Origin of the sequence: Streptomyces sp. NBC_01268 (assembly GCF_036240795.1) — a bacterium.
Classification (GTDB): Bacteria; Actinomycetota; Actinomycetes; order Streptomycetales; family Streptomycetaceae; genus Streptomyces.
The window spans coordinates 6,754,639-6,771,407 of record NZ_CP108454.1 but is presented as its reverse complement, the minus strand read 5'-3'; the positions used below and the strand labels follow the sequence as shown (position 1 = coordinate 6,771,407).

Sequence of the window (16,769 nt, the reverse complement as noted above, 5' to 3'; positions counted from 1 at the left end):
GGGAGCCTTGTCCGCCCTGCCCGCCGACTCCCAGAATCTCCGTCGTGCATCGGACGGAGAACAGGGGGCACATGGGAGACACGAGCGGGATCGATCAGGACGCGGTGCTGCGGGCGCGGGTGCTGCTGCTGGGGTCCGGGCGGCTGGATCCGTGGCAGGAGGTCGGGGCGTACCGGGTGCTGGCCGAGGTGAGTCCGCGCGCGTACCTGCCGAAGCTGGTCGGCGCGCTGCTCGCGTACGTCCACCGGGTCGCCGACCAGGGGTCCGCGGCGGCGCCGGCCGGGGAGGCGGTGGCCGCGGCCCGGCGTCTGGACCCCGGCACGCCGCACGCGGCGGAGCTGCTGGGCAGGGCGCTGAGCGCGCACGAGTACGCGCTGTTCTCCTCGGGGCGGCGCGCCGAGGGGCGCGCGGTGTCCGCGGAGCGGGCGGAGAACGGGGCGTTCCGGCGGTGGGCCACGGTGCTGGCCGAGGAGGGGCGGCACGCGGAGGCGGCCGAGGTGCACGAGCGGCACCTCGGGGGTGCCGAGGACGCGGTGTCCGGCTGGGCCCTGATCGAGTGGGCGGGCACGCTCGACGCGGCCGGGCGGAGGGAGCGGGCCCTGGAGGTCTTCGGGCAGCTCGTGGCGGACGGCCGGCGCGGGGTGGCGGCGGACCGCGGCCCGCTGGCGGTCCTGGTGTGGGAGCTGCACGGGTACGCCGGGATGCTCCGGGCGGCGGGGCGGCGGGCCGAGGCGGCCTCCGTCCGGGCGGAGGCGCTCGGCCTGCTGGACCGGCTCGCCCGGGACGGCGAGCCGGTGAGCTGGAGCAACGTCCAGGCGAGCTGGATCACGCTGTTCACCCTGTCGGGGCGAGAGGACGAGCCGGCGGCCACGGCCGAGGTCCCGCTGCCGGCGTTCGGCTGCTACTCGGGGCACGGCTGGTCGCCCGACGTCCGGGAGGCCTGGTTCGCCTCGGTTCCCGACCTGGAAGGGCGGGCCGACGCCCTGCGCGCGTCCGGCGACCTCCCGGGGCTGCTCGCCGTCCAGCGGCGCCTGACGGTCCGGCGGGCGCTGCTCTGGGAGACCCGTGGCCGTCGGACGGCGGAGACGCTGCTCCCGTCGTACGACGAGGGGATCGCGCTGGCCCGCCGGCTCCCCGGCTCCCCGTCGGCCCTGGCGCGGGCGCTCGCCGATCGCGCGATGTTCCTCGTCGCCGTGGAGCGGTACGGGGACGCGCGGCGGGACTTCGCGGACGCCTTGGCGCTGCCGGATGTTCCCGTATCGCCCATGTCACATCCGACATCGGCGGAATAGTTCATATTTTCGGAACCATCCCCGATCGCCGGGACTCTCTCCCCCCGTAAGAGATCGTCAACGGAGGTCGTTCCCGTGCGCCGCATACCCGTCCCCGCCCTGCTCGCCACCACCGCCCTGGCCCTCACGCTCGGGGCCTGTTCCGGTGGGTCCGGCGGGAAGGGCGGGGCGGGCGACTCCGCGGAGGAAAAGCCGCCGGTGCGCGTCTCGGTGAACCTGGCCGGCACCCAGGCGGCGCCCGGCGCGCCCGTCGTGGTGCGGGCCTCCGAGGGGCAGCGGCTCCAGCAGGTCACGGTGACGGACTCCCGGGGCGGGAACCTGGCCGGGAAGGTCACCGCCGACGGGGCGAGCTGGACGTCCGAGCGGCGGGCGGCGCCGGGGACCGCGTACTCGGTGGAGGCGCGGGTCGCCGACGGCGGCACCGCGACGGCCTCGTTCACCACCGCGGCGGCCGACAAGGTGAACAAGCTGACCCTGGCCCCCGGGAAGAACACCACGGTCGGCATCGCGCAGCCGCTGTCGATCGTGTTCGACCACCCGGTGAAGAACAAGGCCGAGGTGGAGCGGCAGTTGAAGGTGACCACCTCGAACGGCACCGTCGGCTCCTGGGGGTGGATGCAGGACTGGTCGGGCAAGGACCGGGTCGACTGGCGCCCCGAGGAGTACTGGAAGTCCGGGACGAAGGTCACCCTGGACGCGGACCTGAACGGGATCGACTCGGGCGCCGGCGGCTGGTTCGTGCGCGACTACACGACCACCTTCACCATCGGTCGCAGCCAGGTCGTGAAGGTCGACCTGGACTCCCACCGGCTGCGGCTGCTGCGCGACGGGCAGCAGGTGGCGAACCTGCCGATGTCGGCCGGCACGCCGGGCGGCGAGAAGGCGTCCTGGCGCGGCAGGACGGTGCTGATGGCCAAGGAGGGGACGATCAACATGCGTTCCGAGACGGTCGGGCTCGGGGACGCGTACGACAAGATGGTCGACTACTCGATGCGGCTGACCTGGTCGGGCATGTACGCGCACGCGGCTCCGTGGAACGCGGCCTACTTCGGGCGCGCCAACCACAGCTCGGGCTGCGTCGGGATGAGCGACGCCGACGCGAAGGCCGTGTACGACCAGGTACAGGTGGGCGACCCGTTCGAGATCACGGGCTCCGACGCCAAGGGGACGCAGGCGCTGAACAACGGCTACGGCGAGTGGAACCTCTCGTGGGCCGACTGGCAGGGCAAGAGCGCGCTGCGGTGATGTAGACGCCTCAACAATCGTTACCCTCGCGTAACTTACCGACCAGTTACCTTGAGTAAGCCGCCGAGGTTACCGTCGGGTCACTTTCACTGCCCCCCATTCAGTGAACCAGTGAGGAGTGACCCGTGCGCACAGCCCTGGCCTTCGCCGTCTCGGCCGCCCTCGTCGCCGGGACGGCCCTCGGGCTCGCCCCCGCCGCCCAGGCCGCCGGAACCGACGCTTCCCTCCGCTTCGTCGACATCGCCGGGGACGGCGGGACCGTCCTCAAGGCCAACGTCGTCACCCCGGCCGGAGCCGACGGTTCGGCCCGCTACCCGGTGATCGTGCTCCCCACCAGCTGGGCCATGCCCCAGATCGAGTACCTCGCCCAGGCCAAGAAGCTGGCCGACTCCGGCTACGTCGTGGTCGGTTACAACTCGCGCGGCTTCTGGCAGTCCGGCGGCGAGATCGAGACCGCGGGCCCCAAGGACATCGCCGACGCCTCCCTCGTCATCGACTGGGCCCTGGCGAACACCCCCGCGGACCCCGCCAGGGTCGGCATGGCCGGCGTCTCCTACGGCGCCGGCATCAGCCTGCTCGCCGCCGCGCACGACAAGCGGATCAAGGCCGTCGCCGCGCTCAGCGGCTGGGCGGACCTCATCGACTCCATCTACAGCGGGCGCACCCAGCACCTCCAGGCCGCCGCCCTGCTCGGCGGCGCCGGCTACCTCACCGGCCGCCCCGGCCCCGAACTCCAGGCGATCCTGGGCGACTTCCTCTCGTCCAACCTGGACAAGGAGGACGAGATGATCGCCTGGGGGCGCGAGCGCTCCGCCGCCACCTACCTCAACGCACTCAACGCCAACCGCCCGGCCCTCATGCTCGGCAACGCCTGGGGAGACACGATCTTCCCGCCCAACCAGTTCGCGAGCTTCTACGAGAAGCTCAGCGGACCCAAGCGGCTGGAGTTCCGCCCCGGCGACCACGCCACCGCCGAGGCCACCGGCCTGCTCGGGCTGCCCAACGACACCTGGACCAACGCACACCGCTGGTTCGACCACTACCTCAAGGGCGCCGACAACGGCATCGACCGCGAGCGGCCCGTCCAGCTCAAGCCGCGCTCCGACGCGGGCTACGAGGGGTACGCGGACTGGAAGTCGGTCAACGCGAACCGGCGGAAGTTCGCGCTCGCCGACTCCGAACACGTCTGGGCCAACGTGGACTCCGGTGCCAACGGCGGCATCGTCATGCTCTCCAACCTGCTCGACCAGTTCTTCCAGGCACCCCCGGTCGCGTCGATCCCGCTGCTCCCCCGCGCCTTCGCCGGCGTCTGGCAGTCCGAGCGGTACGCCACCGCGCAGCGGGTGCGCGGCACGGCCCGGCTGCACACCACGGTCACCCCGACCGCGGAGAGCGGCACCTTCGTCGCGTACCTCTACGACGTCGGTCCGCTCGGCGTCGGCAAGCTGGTGACCAACGCCCCGTACACCTTCCACGACCGGACCCCGGGGAAGGCCTTCCCGGTCGACCTGGACCTGTTCTCCACCGCGTACGACGTCCCCGCCGGACACCGGCTCGCCCTGGTCGTCGACACCGTCGACCCGCTGTACATCGAGCACAACCCGACCGGCGCGCAGCTGACCTTCTCCTCCCCCGCGGCCGACCCCTCGTACGTGTCGGTACCGCTTCGGGCGGAGTGATCACCGGCTGCTGCCGGGCGGGCAGGGCCCGTGCGGGGCGGGTTACTCCCGGCCCGGCAGCACCGTGACCGGCTCGGCGGGGGCGACGTCCACGGCCCTGGTCCGCGGGTCGCGCCGCTCTCGCCTGGCCACCCAGGTGGCGAACCAGGAGAGCAGCATGCACATCCCGATGTAGAGGGGTGAGATCACCATCACGACGGGGATGAACGGCAGGTCGTAGTCGAGGTTGGACGCGATCAGCTTGCCGGCGTGCAGGAACTCCTCGTAGGTGATGAGGTAGCCGAGCGAGGTGTCCTTCAGCGCCACCACCAGCTGGCTGATGATGGCGGGCAGCATGGCCCGCAGCGCCTGCGGCGCCAGGACGTAGGTCATCACCTGCGTCTTGCGCATGCCGAGCGCGTACGCCGCCTCCCGCTGGCCGCGGGCCACCGCGTGGATGCCGGTGCGGAAGACCTCGGCGAGCACCGAGCCGTTGTACAGGGCGAGGCCGGCCACCAGCGCGGGCAGCGGCTGGACCTTGAGGGCCACGAAGATGAAGAAGATCATCACCAGCACCGGCATGGCCCGGAAGAACTCCACGAGCACCGTGCAGGTCCAGCGGAAGACCCGGCGCTCGGAGAGCCGCCCGGTGGCGAGCACCGCGCCCAGCGCGAGCGAGAGCACCGAGGCGTACGCGAAGGCCTTGAGGGTGTTGCCGAGGCCGCGCAGCAGCAGCTCCTGGATGCCCTTGTACGTGAAGGGCGCCCATTTGGTGGCGGTGAACTGGTCGGTGTCGAAGAGGAGATAGAGGATCCAGGCGGCGAGCCCCAGGATGACGACGGTCGAGACGAGCCCGTAGATCAGGTGGCGCCTGCGGGTGCGGGGGCCCGGGATGTCGTAGAGCGCGGTGGAGGCGGCGGTGGCGGTGGTCATCGGGCGACTCCCCAGCGCTTCTCCAGGAAGTGGAAGAGCGCGCTGATGGCGAGGGTGATGATGAGGTAGCCGACGGCGATCCAGACGAAGGTCCAGACGATGTTGTAGCCGAGCTCGCTCAGGGTCTTGTACGTGCCGAGGAGTTCGGTGACGCTGAACGCCCCGGCGATGGCCGAGTTCTTGGCGAGGGCGATGAGGGTGGAGCCGATCGGCGGGATGACCGAGCGGAAGGCCTGCGGCAGCACGACGGCGCCGAGGGTCTGCCCGAAGGTCATGCCGAGGCTGCGGGCGGCCTCGCCCTGCCCGAGGGGAACGGTGTTGATGCCGGAGCGCAGCACCTCGCAGATGAAGGCCGAGGTGTAGCAGCCGAGGGCGAGGATCGCGAACAGCTTGAAGGGCAGCACGATTCCGAACCGGGGCAGCCCCAGCATGACCGCGAAGAACAGCAGGGTGAGCGGCGTGTTGCGCAGGATGGTCACCCACACGGTGCCGAAGACCCGGAAGGAGCCCACGGGCGCGACCCTGAACGAGGCCATCAGGAAGCCGAGGACGAGGGCCAGGATCGAGGCGTAGAAGGTGAGTTCGACGGTGCCGAGGAAGCCGTCGCCGTAGAGCGAGAAGTTCTGTGTCAGGACGTCCATGGGAGGCGGTGCTCCTTCCTCAGCTCGCCGGGTAGCGGTCGATGGCGGGCGGTGTCGGGGCGGGCACGCCGGACAGGCCGAGGGTCACGTCGTAGGCCTTCTTCCAGTCGCCGTTCTTCTCGTGGGCCGCGATGGCGTCGTCGAGGGCGAAGCGCAGCGCGTTGTCGTCGTGCGGCACGCCGATGCCGTAGGGCTCCTTCGAGAACGGTTTCCCGGCCAGCTTGAGCTCGTCGGGGACCTTGGCCGCGTACCCCATGAGGATGGTGTCGTCCGTGGTGACGGCGTCGACCTGGTAGGTGAGCAGGTTGTCGACGCAGACCGAGTAGGTGTCGTACGCGACGAGTTCGGCCTTCGGGTACTCCCTCTGGATGCGCTGGTACGGGGTCGATCCGGCGGCCGAGCAGACCCGCTTGCCGTCGAGGTCCTGCGGCCCGTGGATGTCGTTCTCGTCGGTGCGCACGAGGAGCGACTGGCCGGCCATGTAGTAGGGGCCGGCGAAGCCGACCAGCTTCTTGCGGTTGTCGTTGATGGTGTAGGTGCCGACGTAGTAGTCGATCTGGCCGTTCTGCAGGGCGGTCTCGCGGTTGGCCGAGGCGATGGTGCGGAACCGGATGGTCGCCGGGTCGAAGCCGAGCGAGGCGGACATCATGCGGGCGATCTCGATGTCGAAGCCCGAGTAGGTGCCGGTGGCGGGGTCCTTCTCGCCCATGTAGGGCTGGTCCTCCTTGACGCCGACCACCAGGTGGCCGCGCTTCTTCGCCCGCTCCCAGGTCGGCGAGGCGGGCAGGGTGAAGCCCGACTGCACCTGGTAGACGGGGAGTTGGCCGGGCTGGGGGCCCTTGACCGGCGGGCTGCCCTCCCTGCCGCAGCCCGTGGCGGCGCCGAGCGCGGCGAGCAGCAGGGCGAGCGCGGCGAGGGTTCGTTTCGTACGCTGCATGGCTCCCGGTCCGGTCAGTGCTTGAGGATCTTGGACAGGAAGTCCTTGGCGCGCTCGCTGCGCGGGGCGGTGAAGAAGTCCTCGGGGGCGCGGTCCTCCACGATCCTCCCGTCGGCCATGAAGACCACGCGGTTGGCGGCGGAGCGCGCGAAGCCCATCTCGTGGGTCACGACCACCATCGTCATGCCCTCCTGGGCCAGCTGCTGCATGACCTCCAGGACCTCGTTGATCATCTCCGGGTCGAGGGCGGAGGTCGGCTCGTCGAAGAGCAGCGCCTTGGGGTCCATGGCCAGGGCTCGGGCGATGGCCACGCGCTGCTGCTGGCCGCCGGAGAGCTGGGCGGGGAACTTGTCGGCGTGCGCGGCGAGTCCGACCCGTTCGAGGAGCTCGCGCGAGCGCCGGTCCGCCTCGTCCCGCTTGCGCTTGCGGACCTTGATCTGCGCGAGGGAGACGTTGGCCAGGACGGTCTTGTGGGCGAAGAGGTTGAAGGACTGGAAGACCATGCCGACCTCGGCGCGCAGCCGGGCGAGCTCCCGGCCCTCCTCGGGCAGCGCCTTCCCCTCGATGAGGATCTCGCCCGCCTCCACGGCCTCCAGGCGGTTCATGGCCCGGCAGAGGGTCGACTTGCCGGAGCCGGAGGGGCCGATGACGACGACCACTTCGCCGCGGCCGACGGTGAGATCGATGTCCTGCAGGACGTGCAGGGTGCCGTAGTGCTTGTTGACGCCACGCAGCTCGATCAACGGTTCATCGACGACGCCCATACGCTGCCCTGCCCCTGTGTCTCTCGGCTGGTGTCGAGGTCAGCGCAAACTATCCAGCTCGGAAAGGGACTTCACCGCCGACACGCATGAAAGCGGGATAAGCGCGATAAGCCGTATTTACTGCGGAAGGACCGGCGGGACCGTCAGTACTCCGCCGATTCCGCGTAGACCTGGGAGAGCTCGGGGGTCCCGGTGGCGGCCCAGTCGAGCCCGGCCTCGACCACGTTGACCTCGCGGCCGGAGGGCAGCAGCACGACGGGCTGTCCGTCGGGGCGCAGCCGCCAGCCGGCCGCGGCGACCGTGCGCACGATGACCGTGCCCAGATAGAGCCCCGCGTCGTTGCCGATCCAGGGCAGCTCCTCGGGGTCGTCCCGCCAGCGCGGCGGGAGCTGGTCGAGCGCCGCCAGCGAGCGGGGCGTGTCGTCGAGCACCACTCCGGCCTCCTGGGCACGGGCGCGCAGCAGCTCGCACTCGGCGAGCAGTTCGGCGGCCCCCTCCGGGTCCCGGTCGAAGGCCGAGACCAGAGGGGAACGTCCCGCATCATGCTTCTTGCGCCAGTTGTCCAGGAAAGGAATGTTCATCCGAACAGCGTCGCACCGCACCCTCCCGGGGCACCACCCGGCGCGCGGAGATCATCGGGAGCGGACGGCCCGGCCGGCACCCGCCGGCCGGGGAGGGGCGCCGTCGGTCACACGTCGAGGTCGACGACGACCGGGGCGTGGTCGGAGGCGCCCTTGCCCTTGCGCTCCTCGCGGTCGACGTAGCTGTCCTTGACGGCCTCGGCGAAGGGCTTGTTGCCGTAGACCAGGTCGATGCGCATGCCCTTGTTCTTCGGGAAGCGCAGCTGGCGGTAGTCCCAGTACGTGTACGGGTGGGCGTACTTCAGCGGGCGGGGCACGACGTCGCCGAGCCCGGTCTCGCGCAGTCCGGCGAGCGCGGCCCGCTCCGGCGCGGTGACGTGGGTCGCGCCCTCGAACTCGGCGATGTCCCAGACGTCCTCGTCGGTGGGGGCGATGTTGTAGTCGCCGAGCACCGCGAAGGGGCGCTCGCCCGCCGCGTCGTCGGCGACGGCGGCCTTGAGCGCCTCCAGCCAGCGCAGCTTGTACGCGTAGTGCTCGTGGTCCACCTCCCGCCCGTTCGGCACGTAGACCGACCAGACGCGGACGCCGCCGCAGGTGGCGGAGATGGCCCGGGGCTCCTGCACGCCGTCGTAGTCGGGGCCGCCGGGCAGCCCGGTGACGACGTCCTCCAGGCCCACCCGGGAGACCAGGGCGACCCCGTTCCACCGGCCGGTGGCGTTGACGACCGACTCGTAGCCCAGCGCGCGGAGCTCCTCGGTGGGGAACTGTTCGGCGGTGCACTTGGTCTCCTGGATGCACAGCACGTCGGTGCCGGTGCTCTCCAGCCAGGCCAGGAGCCGGGGCAGTCGGGCCGTGATCGAATTGACGTTCCAGGTGGCGATGCGCATGAGCGCAAGCCTAGCCGCGCCCTGTGACAGTCACCGGGAGCCGGCTCACAGCTCGGCGGAGGCCCCCGGAGCGAGCCGCCCGTGGTCGGTGCCGCCGAGGGCGCCGATCTGGCGGTCGTAGATCGGCCGGGCGAGGTCGGTGAGCAGGGCGTCGTGGACGTCGTAGGCGCGCCGCGGCTTGACCTCGCGCACGTAGTCGATGACCTCGGAGATCTTGCTCCAGGGGGCCATCACCGGGAGCAGCAGGGTCTCCACCGGGTGGTCGGGGACGGTGAGGGCGTCGCCGGGGTGGAAGACGGACCCGTCGATCAGATAGCCGACGTTGGTGATCCGCGGGATGTCCGGGTGGATCACGGCGTGCAGCTCGCCGTGGACCTGGACGTCGAAGCCGGCCGCGGTGAAGGTGTCGCCGTGCCCGACGGTGCGGACCCGGCCGGGGAACGCCGCCGCCAGCTGCTCGGCGACGCTGCGCAGCGTCCACAGCTCGGCGGCCGGGTTCGCCTCCAGGGCGGCCCGCAGCCGCCCCTCGTCGTAGTGGTCGGGGTGCTCGTGGGTGACGAGCAGGACGTCCGCGCCGAGCGCGGCGTCCTGCTCGGTGAACGCGCCGGGATCGATGACGAGCGACCGCCCGTCCTTCTCCAGCCGGACACAGGCGTGCGTGTTCTTCGTCAGCTTCACGGCACCCACCCTAGGGCGTGTCCGCCCCTTCCCGCCGGGTCCGGCCCGCATGGCCGAAGACACCCCGGGCCGATCAGGCCTGCGGCGTGGTGTCCTCCTTGACGACCCGCCCGACCACCCGCAGCGCGCTCTCGGCCGCGGGCAGTCCGCAGTAGACGGCGGTCTGCAGCAGGACCTCGCGGATCTCGTCCGGGGTGAGCCCGTTGCGCAGGGCGGCCCGGGTGTGGTCGGCGAGGGCGTCGTGGTGGCCGCCGGCGATCAGCGCGGCGAGGGTCACGGCGCTGCGGGTGCGCCGGTCGAGGCCGTCGCGGCTCCACACCTCGCCCCAGGCGAAGCGGGTGACCAGGCGCTGGAAGTCGGTGCCGAACCCGTCGGCCAGGGCCTCGTCGACGTGGGCGTCGCCGAGGACCTCCCGGCGCAGCTTGAGCCCGTGCTCGTACGGGTCCGGGCGCGGCGACTCCTCGTCCTCGGCGGGCGCGGCCGGGGCCGGCTCCCCGGCGACGACGGGGGCGGGGACCGGCGGCACCGGCGGGGCGGTGAGGGAGCCGGTGTCCGAGGCGAGGCCGGCGAAGTGCCCGACGAGCAGTTCGGTGACGGCGGCCGGCTGCTCGACGGGCGCGAGGTGGGAGGCGCCCGGGACGACGGCCAGTGGCGCGTCGGCGATCCCGGCGACGAGCGTACGGGCCTCGGCCGGGCCGGTGACCTGGTCGTCGGCGCCGACCAGCACCAGGGCGGGGACCCCGATCCGGCCCAGGGCCTCGCGGACGTCGAAGACGGCGAGCGCCTCGCAGCCGGCGACGTAGCAGCCGGGGTCGGTGGTGCGGACCATCTGCACGGCCCAGTCGACGATGGCGGGCTGGGCGGCGGCGAAGGCCGGGGTGAACCACTGCTCGGGCGCGGTGCGGGCGATCGGCTCCAGACCGTTGGTCCGCACGATCACCCCGCGCTGGCGGAACTCGTCGGGGGTGCCGAAGCGGGGCGAGGTGGCGACCAGGGCGAGGGAGGCCACCCGGTGCGGGGCCCGCAACGCCAGGTCGAGCCCGATGGCACCGCCGAGCGCGCAGCCCGCGTACCCGAACCGCTGGATGCCCAGCTCGTCGAGCGTGGCGAGCACCCGGTCCCCGAGCTCGGCCACCGACCCGGCGGGTTGCACGGGTGCGCCGCCGTGGCCCGGCAGGTCGAAGCGGACGACCCGCCATTCGCGGGTGAGCTCCGGTATCTGCCGGTCCCACATGTGCCACGTGGTGCCCAAGGAGGGGCCCAGGACCAGGACCGGGGCGTCTTCGGGGCCGTCGGATCGGTATTGCAGGGTGTTCGTCGCTGTCTCACTCACCCGCCCGACCCTCTCATCTCCCGCCGGACCCCACGTCGCCGGGTCGGATCCCGCACCGTTTCTCCATGAAGGTGCGCCGGCGCGCGCTCAGCGCGCCCCCAGCCACTGCTCCGCCCCGTACGCCTCGAAGCGCTCCACCTCGGTGAAGCCCAGCTTCTCCGCGAGCCGCAGGGCGCGGGTGTTGGCGATCCGGGTGACGAGCAGGACGGGTTCGCCGGGGTGGCCGGTGGTGAACCAGTCGAGGGCGGCCGCGCAGGCCTCGGCGGCGTAGCCCCGGCCCCAGGCCCGCGGCAGGAAGAGGTAGCCGAGTTCGGTCTTGCCGGGGGCCGGGCGGTCCACGGTGCGCGGGTCGAGGGTGACCAGGCCGATCATCGTGCCGTCGAGGTCGACGACGAAGCAGCCGGGGCGCTGCCCGGGGACCTCGGGCATCGCGCGTTCGAGCTCCTCGCGCGGGCGGGCGCCGCCGGTGTGGGCGCCCACGTCCGGTGAGGAGAACAGTTCGACGAACGCCGCCCGGTCCCGGGCCTCGGACGCGCGGAGCGCGAGCCGGGCGGTGCGTATCGGGGCGGGCGGCGGCCAGGCGGGTGCGGTCGGTCCGGTCGGTGCGGTCATGCGGCGAACCTACCTCAACTCGGCGGAGCGGCCTCGGGGTTGCGTCAGAGCGTCGGGATGCCGGTCCACGGGCGGACGGCCTCGATCGCGGCGGCGGCACGGAACACCGTCGTGTCCTCGTAGGTGCGGCCGACGATCTGCACCCCGGTCGGCACCCCGCTGGAGGCGAAGCCGGACGGCACGCTCAGCACCGGGCAGCGGCTCGCGATGTTGAACACCGTGGTCAGGGCCGCGTCCATGTAGTGGTCGAGGGTCACGCCGTCGACGACGACCTCGGTCGAGGTGTAGTCGTCGTCGGCGGCGTAGGCCGGGATGGCGAGGGTCGGGCAGAGCAGGACGTCGTACCGGTCGAGCAGGGTGCCGAGCGCGGCCTGCACCTCGCCCTCCACGACCAGCCCCTCCAGGAAGCTGCCGGGCTCGGCCACGTACGCGGCGGTGTCCTCGGCGAAGGCGCGCGCGTACGGGGTGAGCAGGTCGCCGTGCTCGGCGGCGACGGAGGCCACGTACGGGCCGAAGACCGAGCCGAAGTGGATCATCGCCGCCTTGCGGACCTGGGCCCGGGTGACCGGGACCGCGACCTCCTCGACGACCGCGCCGGCGGCGCGCAGCGCGTCGGCGACGGCCCGGGTGTTGGCCTCGACCTCGGGGTCGACCGGCCAGTCGCCGAGGCCGACGGAGAGCGCGACCCGCAGCCCCGCGGCACCCTCGAACCGGTCCGGCAGCACCAGCTTGGGGCGCAGCGAGACCGCGTCCAGCGGGTGCGGTCCGGCGATGACGTTCTGCAGCAGGGCGCAGTCGGCGACGGTGCGGGCCATCGGGCCGTCGTGGCAGTAGGTGTCGAGGTTGAACGGAGCCATGGCCGGCACCCGCCCGTACGGGGGCTTGAAGCCGACCGTGCCGGTGGACGAGGCGGGGATGCGGATCGAACCGCCGATGTCGGAGCCGGTCGCGAGGGTCGTCTCGCCCGCCGCGAGGGCCGCGCCCGCACCGCCCGAGGAGCCGCCCGGCGAGTAGGCCGGGTTCCACGGGTTGCGGGTGACGCCCCACAGCCGGGACTGCGTGAAGGCGGCGCTGCTGAACTCCGGCGTGGTGGTGCGGGCGTGCACGATGCCGCCGGCGGCCAGGACCCGCTCGACGACCGGGTGGGTCTCGTCGGCGACCTCGTCCTTGAAGGCGAGGGAGCCGTCGGTGGCCAGGCGGCCGGCTATCGGCTGCTCCTCCTTGGTGGCGACGGCGAGCCCCTCCAGGGGGCGCGGCGGCTCGCCCTTGCCCGCGTAGCGCGCCTCGGCGGCCCGGGCGGCGTCCATCGCCGCCTCGAAGGTCCGCTCGGCCAGGGCGTTGACGGTCGGCTCCACGGTCTCGGCGCGGGCGATGACGGCGCCCATCAGCTCGACGGGCGACAGCGTGCGGTCGCGGAACCGGCGCAGCGCCTCGGTGGCGGGGAGGTAGGCGAGCTCGGTGGTGTCGGTCATGTGCCTGTTCCTTGTGACGTACTGCCCGATGGGTACGGCCTGTTGACGCATGCGCGCTCCGGATGGGCGTCATGAAAGCCGCCGCGCTCCGGACACGTCAATGCTGTTGTCGTAAGGCCGCGCCGCCGTTCCCCTCAGACTCGGTCGCCGCCCGCCCAGGTCAGCGCGGACTCCCGGCTGTCGAACAGCTCCCAGGTGCGCGGGTGCCCCTCCCCCGCCTCCTCGAAGGTCAGCTGGGCGGCGACGGCGACGCGGTGGCCCCGGCCGACGAGGTCGCCCAGGACGGCGGACAGGGCGGTCGCCGGGCCCGGGAGCACGCGGGAGACCGCCGTCAGGTCGAGGACCAGCCGGCCGGGCGTGGGCGGGGTGAGGTCGCGGAGGGCGTACAGGAGCGCTTCGGTCTCGGTGAACTCCAGGGTTCCCTGGGCGGTGACGACGCCGATGCTCCGGCCGTCGCGTTCGACGCGTTCGGCGCCGGTCACCGTCGCCGCGTGGAGCCCGGAGTTGTGCATGATGTGCAGCCCGAAGCGCTCCGACATCTCGCCGAGGGCCGCCACGGCCCGGACCGGGTTGCCGGAGGCGTCGAGCGGGGGGCTGTACACGGCGGCGCCGAAGCGCCCCGGGCTGGCGGCGATGAGGCCGCCGGAGACGCCGCTCTTGGCGGGCAGCCCGACGTCCAGGAGCCACTGGCCGGCGCCGTCGTACATGCCGCAGGTGGCCATGACGGCGAGGGTGCGGACCGCGTCCGGTTCGGCGACGACCCGGACGCCGGTGACGGGGTTGCGGCCGCCGTTGGCGAGGGTCGCGGCCATGACGGCGAGGTCGCTGGCGGTGACCCGGACCGCGCACTGCCGGAAGTACGTGTCGGCCGTCTCGGCCGGGTCGGCGCGCAGCGATCCGGCCGAGCGCATCAGGTAGGCGAGGGCGCGGTTCCGGTCCCCCGTGGCGGCCTCGCTGGCGTAGACGTCCTCGTCCACGTCGAGGGGGCGGCCGGCGAACGCGGACAGGCAGGCGAGGATGCGGGCGAAGCGTTCCGCCGGCCCGTCGGCCCGTACGAGTGCGGTGGTGGCGAGGGCACCGGCGTTGATCATGGGGTTGGCCGGGCGGCCGGTGCCGGGCTCCAGGCTGATGGCGTTGAACGCGTTGCCGCTGGGCTCGACCCCGACGTGGCGCAGCGTCTCGCGCGGGCCGAGGTCGCCGAGCGCGAGGGCGTAGACGAAGGGCTTGGACACCGACTGGACGGTGAACGCGCTGTCCGCCTTCCCGGCCCGGTACACGTGCCCGCCCATGCTGACCAGGGCGATGCCGAAGTCGTCCGGATCGGCCCGGGCCAGCTCGGGAATGTAGTCGGCGACCCGCCCGTCCCGCAGGCCGCCGAGCCGTCGGTGGATCTCGTTGAGGGATTCGGTCACCGGATCCATGGCACCGGACCTTCGTCGCGCGGGAGTGCTGGCGGGACAGATCCTTCCCCGTGGCTCAGGAAACCTCTGCCGCCTCGCGGGCGATCCGCTCGAACTGGGCCCCCATGGCCTCGGCGAGCGCCTGGGCGGCGGAGAGCGGGCGGACCATGACGGTGAAGTCGTCGATCCTGCCGTCCTCGTCGAAGTGGAGGAAGTCGCAGCCCTGGATCCGCCGGCCGCCGACGGTCGCGGTGAAGACGAGGGCGTGGTCGCGGCCGCCGGGGTCGGCGATCTCGCGCACGTACGTGAAGTCCTCGAAGACGCGCAGGACGGCGCGCAGGATCGCGGCGGTGATCGCCTTGCCGGGGTACGGCTTGAAGGCGACGGGGCTGGTGAAGACGACGTCCTCGGCGAGCAGCGCCTCGATGGCGTCGATGTCGCGGGCCTCGACCGCCGTGCGGAACGGGTGCATGGAAACGTACCCCTCAATACTCAACGAGTTGACTAGGTACGCCGGACAGTACTGTCTGGCCGGACGGCCGACAAGGAGCGGGAGCCGCTCGTCAGGGCGAGGTCGCCGAGACCACGTACACGCGCGGGAAGGCCGGGTCCGTCAGGTCGACCGTGATGTCGCTCGTGGGGCGGGGCCGCTCGCGGCTGACGGTCGTCCCGGTCCAGGAGTGGGCCGGGACGAAGTCCCAGCCGACGATGCCGGCGTCGTGGTCGCCCACGGAGACGCCCGGGGTCAGCGCGGAGCGGCTGGTGCCGCTGTCGTGGAGGTAGCTGTCGAGGCCGTTCGCGGTGGTCGTGAACTGGACGTAGAGACGGCTGGTCTTCCAGTTGCTGGTCTCGTAGTAGCTGACGTCCCAGGCGCCCGTGGGGACGGGGATCTCGAAGACCCGGCGCTTCATCTGGGAGGGCCAGTTGTGCTGGAGGCCCGCGGCGGAGGACTCGCGCTCCTTGTCGCGGCCGCTGTCGCGGCTCTGGCCGGCCGAGATGACCAGGTAGCCGGCCGGGATGCCGACGAGGAGCACGATGGTGATGGCGGTGAGCCAGCGGCGGCGCAGCATGTGGCGCCGGTCCTCGGGGAGCTTTCCGTCCTGGGGGGCCGTCGGGTGGGGCACGGTCATGAACGCGGATCCTGGGGGTTGCGGGAGTCCCGGTCCGTCGCGGGGACACCGCGCAGGACCTGGGCGTAGCGGCCGTAGCGCTCGTAGCGCTCGACGCGGCGGCGGTTGGCGCGGCGGAAGCGGCGGGCGACGAGCCGGGCGAGGTCGGCGGCGCCGACCATGCCGGCCTCGGGGCCGAGCTGGGCGCGGGCGATGCGGGCCTCGGGGCGGTAGCCGCGGCCGGTGAGGTGGCGGCGGAAGGCGTCCCTGGCGGGGCCGATGAGCAGGTCGTCGGCGGCGGAGACACCGCCGCCGATGACGAAGCAGGAGGGGTCGAGCGCGGCGGCCAGGTTGGCGATGCCGACGCCGAGCCACTGGCCGATGTCCTGGAGGAGCTCGACGCACATGGCGTCGCCCTCGCGGGCCAGCTCGGTGATGAGGGGGCCGGTGATGTCGGGGACGTTGCCCTTGACCCGCTCGATGATGCCGTACGCGACCGGGGAGTCGGCGGCGGCGAGCTCGCGCGCCTCGCGGACCAGCGCGTTGCCCGAGCTGTACTGCTCCCAGCAGCCGCGGTTGCCGCAGGGGCAGCGGTGGCCGCCCGGGACGACCTGCATGTGCCCGAACTCGCCGGCCACTCCGTACTTGCCCCGCTTGACCTGGCCGTCCTCCAGGATGGCGCCGCCGATGCCGGTGCCGAGCGTGATCATGACCAGGTGGTCCTCGCCGCGGCCGGCGCCGAAGCGCCATTCGGCCCAGGCGGCGGTGTTGGCGTCGTTGTCCACCATGACGGGGACGGCGAGCCGGTCCTGCAGGGCGTCGCGCAGCGGCTCGTTGCGCCAGGCGAGGTGGGGGGCGAAGAGCACCCTGGCCCGGTCGGCGTCCACCCAGCCGGCCGCGCCGATGCCGACGGCGTGCACGTCGTGCCGGTCGGAGAGGTCGAGGACGAGTTCGGTGATGGTGTCCTCGACGACCTTGGCGCTCTTCGACTTGTCGGGCGTCTCGGTCTTGATCTTCTCCAGGATGTTGCCGTCCGCGTCGACGACGCCGGCCATCACCTTCGTACCGCCGATGTCGATGCCGACGGTCGGCACCCGGGGCGCGGTCAGGTGCGAGCGCCGCTCCCGGGTGCCGACGGTCCGCAGGACCGTGCCGCGAGCCGAGCCGCGGTGCGTGAGGTCACGGTAGGTACTCATCGGCTCGATTCTGCCAGCTGTGGCGTGTGGG

The 16,769-nt window shown here is 72.5% G+C and carries 17 protein-coding genes; 3 read left to right on the top strand and 14 right to left on the bottom strand.

What is annotated here, in order from left to right:
* Window positions 1-71 precede the first annotated feature (71 nt).
* The 3 genes from OG309_RS30450 (at window position 72) to OG309_RS30440 (ending at window position 4,216) form a co-directional block, all read left to right on the top strand.
* Complete coding sequence (locus OG309_RS30450) at window positions 72-1,292, top strand: hypothetical protein (RefSeq protein ID WP_329425707.1); 1,221 nt, start codon at window positions 72-74, stop codon at window positions 1,290-1,292.
* A gap of 75 nt (window positions 1,293-1,367) precedes the next feature.
* Window positions 1,368-2,537: a L,D-transpeptidase gene (locus OG309_RS30445; protein WP_329425705.1), complete on the top strand. Its 1,170-nt coding sequence runs from the start codon at window positions 1,368-1,370 to the stop codon at window positions 2,535-2,537.
* Window positions 2,538-2,662: 125 nt separating this feature from the next.
* A complete protein-coding gene (locus tag OG309_RS30440; RefSeq protein WP_329425703.1) occupies window positions 2,663-4,216 on the top strand; it encodes an alpha/beta fold hydrolase in 1,554 nt (517 codons plus the stop codon).
* A gap of 42 nt (window positions 4,217-4,258) precedes the next feature.
* Here the strand turns inward: OG309_RS30440 and OG309_RS30435 are convergent, their stop codons facing one another.
* The 14 genes from OG309_RS30435 to OG309_RS30370 form a co-directional block, all read right to left on the bottom strand.
* Window positions 4,259-5,128 (bottom strand): amino acid ABC transporter permease, encoded by an 870-nt coding sequence (locus tag OG309_RS30435; protein WP_329425701.1) that lies wholly within the window; start codon window positions 5,126-5,128, stop codon window positions 4,259-4,261.
* Window positions 5,125-5,769 (bottom strand): amino acid ABC transporter permease, encoded by a 645-nt coding sequence (locus OG309_RS30430; RefSeq protein WP_329425699.1) that lies wholly within the window; start codon window positions 5,767-5,769, stop codon window positions 5,125-5,127. Before OG309_RS30430 ends, OG309_RS30435 begins: the two co-directional genes overlap by 4 nt.
* A gap of 19 nt (window positions 5,770-5,788) precedes the next feature.
* Window positions 5,789-6,706, bottom strand: a complete 918-nt coding sequence (locus tag OG309_RS30425) for a glutamate ABC transporter substrate-binding protein (RefSeq protein WP_329425697.1) — start codon at window positions 6,704-6,706, stop codon at window positions 5,789-5,791.
* A gap of 14 nt (window positions 6,707-6,720) precedes the next feature.
* The gene (locus OG309_RS30420) at window positions 6,721-7,470 is read right to left on the bottom strand and encodes an amino acid ABC transporter ATP-binding protein (protein ID WP_329425695.1); all 750 of its coding nucleotides are present in this window, start codon (window positions 7,468-7,470) and stop codon (window positions 6,721-6,723) included.
* 143 nt (window positions 7,471-7,613) lie between these two features.
* The gene (locus tag OG309_RS30415) at window positions 7,614-8,051 is read right to left on the bottom strand and encodes a DUF6278 family protein (RefSeq protein WP_329425693.1); all 438 of its coding nucleotides are present in this window, start codon (window positions 8,049-8,051) and stop codon (window positions 7,614-7,616) included.
* Window positions 8,052-8,158: 107 nt separating this feature from the next.
* On the bottom strand, window positions 8,159-8,938 hold the full coding sequence (locus OG309_RS30410; RefSeq protein ID WP_329425690.1) for an exodeoxyribonuclease III: 780 nt from the start codon (window positions 8,936-8,938) through the stop codon (window positions 8,159-8,161).
* Between the two features lie 45 nt (window positions 8,939-8,983).
* Window positions 8,984-9,667 carry an MBL fold metallo-hydrolase gene (locus OG309_RS30405; protein ID WP_329425687.1) on the bottom strand — a complete coding sequence of 228 codons (684 nt, stop codon included), beginning with the start codon at window positions 9,665-9,667 and terminating at the stop codon, window positions 8,984-8,986.
* Between the two features lie 22 nt (window positions 9,668-9,689).
* The gene (gene pcaDC, locus OG309_RS30400) at window positions 9,690-10,949 is read right to left on the bottom strand and encodes a bifunctional 3-oxoadipate enol-lactonase/4-carboxymuconolactone decarboxylase PcaDC (RefSeq protein ID WP_329425684.1); all 1,260 of its coding nucleotides are present in this window, start codon (window positions 10,947-10,949) and stop codon (window positions 9,690-9,692) included.
* An 87-nt stretch (window positions 10,950-11,036) separates the two neighbouring features.
* Entirely contained in the window at window positions 11,037-11,561 is a 525-nt protein-coding gene (locus tag OG309_RS30395) for a GNAT family N-acetyltransferase (protein WP_329425681.1), read from the bottom strand.
* Between the two features lie 44 nt (window positions 11,562-11,605).
* Window positions 11,606-13,033, bottom strand: coding sequence for an amidase (locus OG309_RS30390; RefSeq protein ID WP_329425679.1), 1,428 nt, complete (start codon window positions 13,031-13,033; stop codon window positions 11,606-11,608).
* 134 nt (window positions 13,034-13,167) lie between these two features.
* Window positions 13,168-14,454, bottom strand: coding sequence for a glutaminase A (glsA, locus tag OG309_RS30385; protein ID WP_329425676.1), 1,287 nt, complete (start codon window positions 14,452-14,454; stop codon window positions 13,168-13,170).
* Between the two features lie 55 nt (window positions 14,455-14,509).
* Complete coding sequence (locus OG309_RS30380) at window positions 14,510-14,905, bottom strand: nuclear transport factor 2 family protein (RefSeq protein ID WP_329425673.1); 396 nt, start codon at window positions 14,903-14,905, stop codon at window positions 14,510-14,512.
* 91 nt (window positions 14,906-14,996) lie between these two features.
* Complete coding sequence (locus OG309_RS30375; protein ID WP_329425671.1) at window positions 14,997-15,563, bottom strand: hypothetical protein; 567 nt, start codon at window positions 15,561-15,563, stop codon at window positions 14,997-14,999.
* The gene (locus OG309_RS30370; RefSeq protein WP_329425669.1) at window positions 15,560-16,738 is read right to left on the bottom strand and encodes an ROK family glucokinase; all 1,179 of its coding nucleotides are present in this window, start codon (window positions 16,736-16,738) and stop codon (window positions 15,560-15,562) included. The genes OG309_RS30375 and OG309_RS30370 overlap by 4 nt, the downstream gene beginning before the upstream one ends.
* Between the last annotated feature and the right edge of the window lie 31 nt (window positions 16,739-16,769).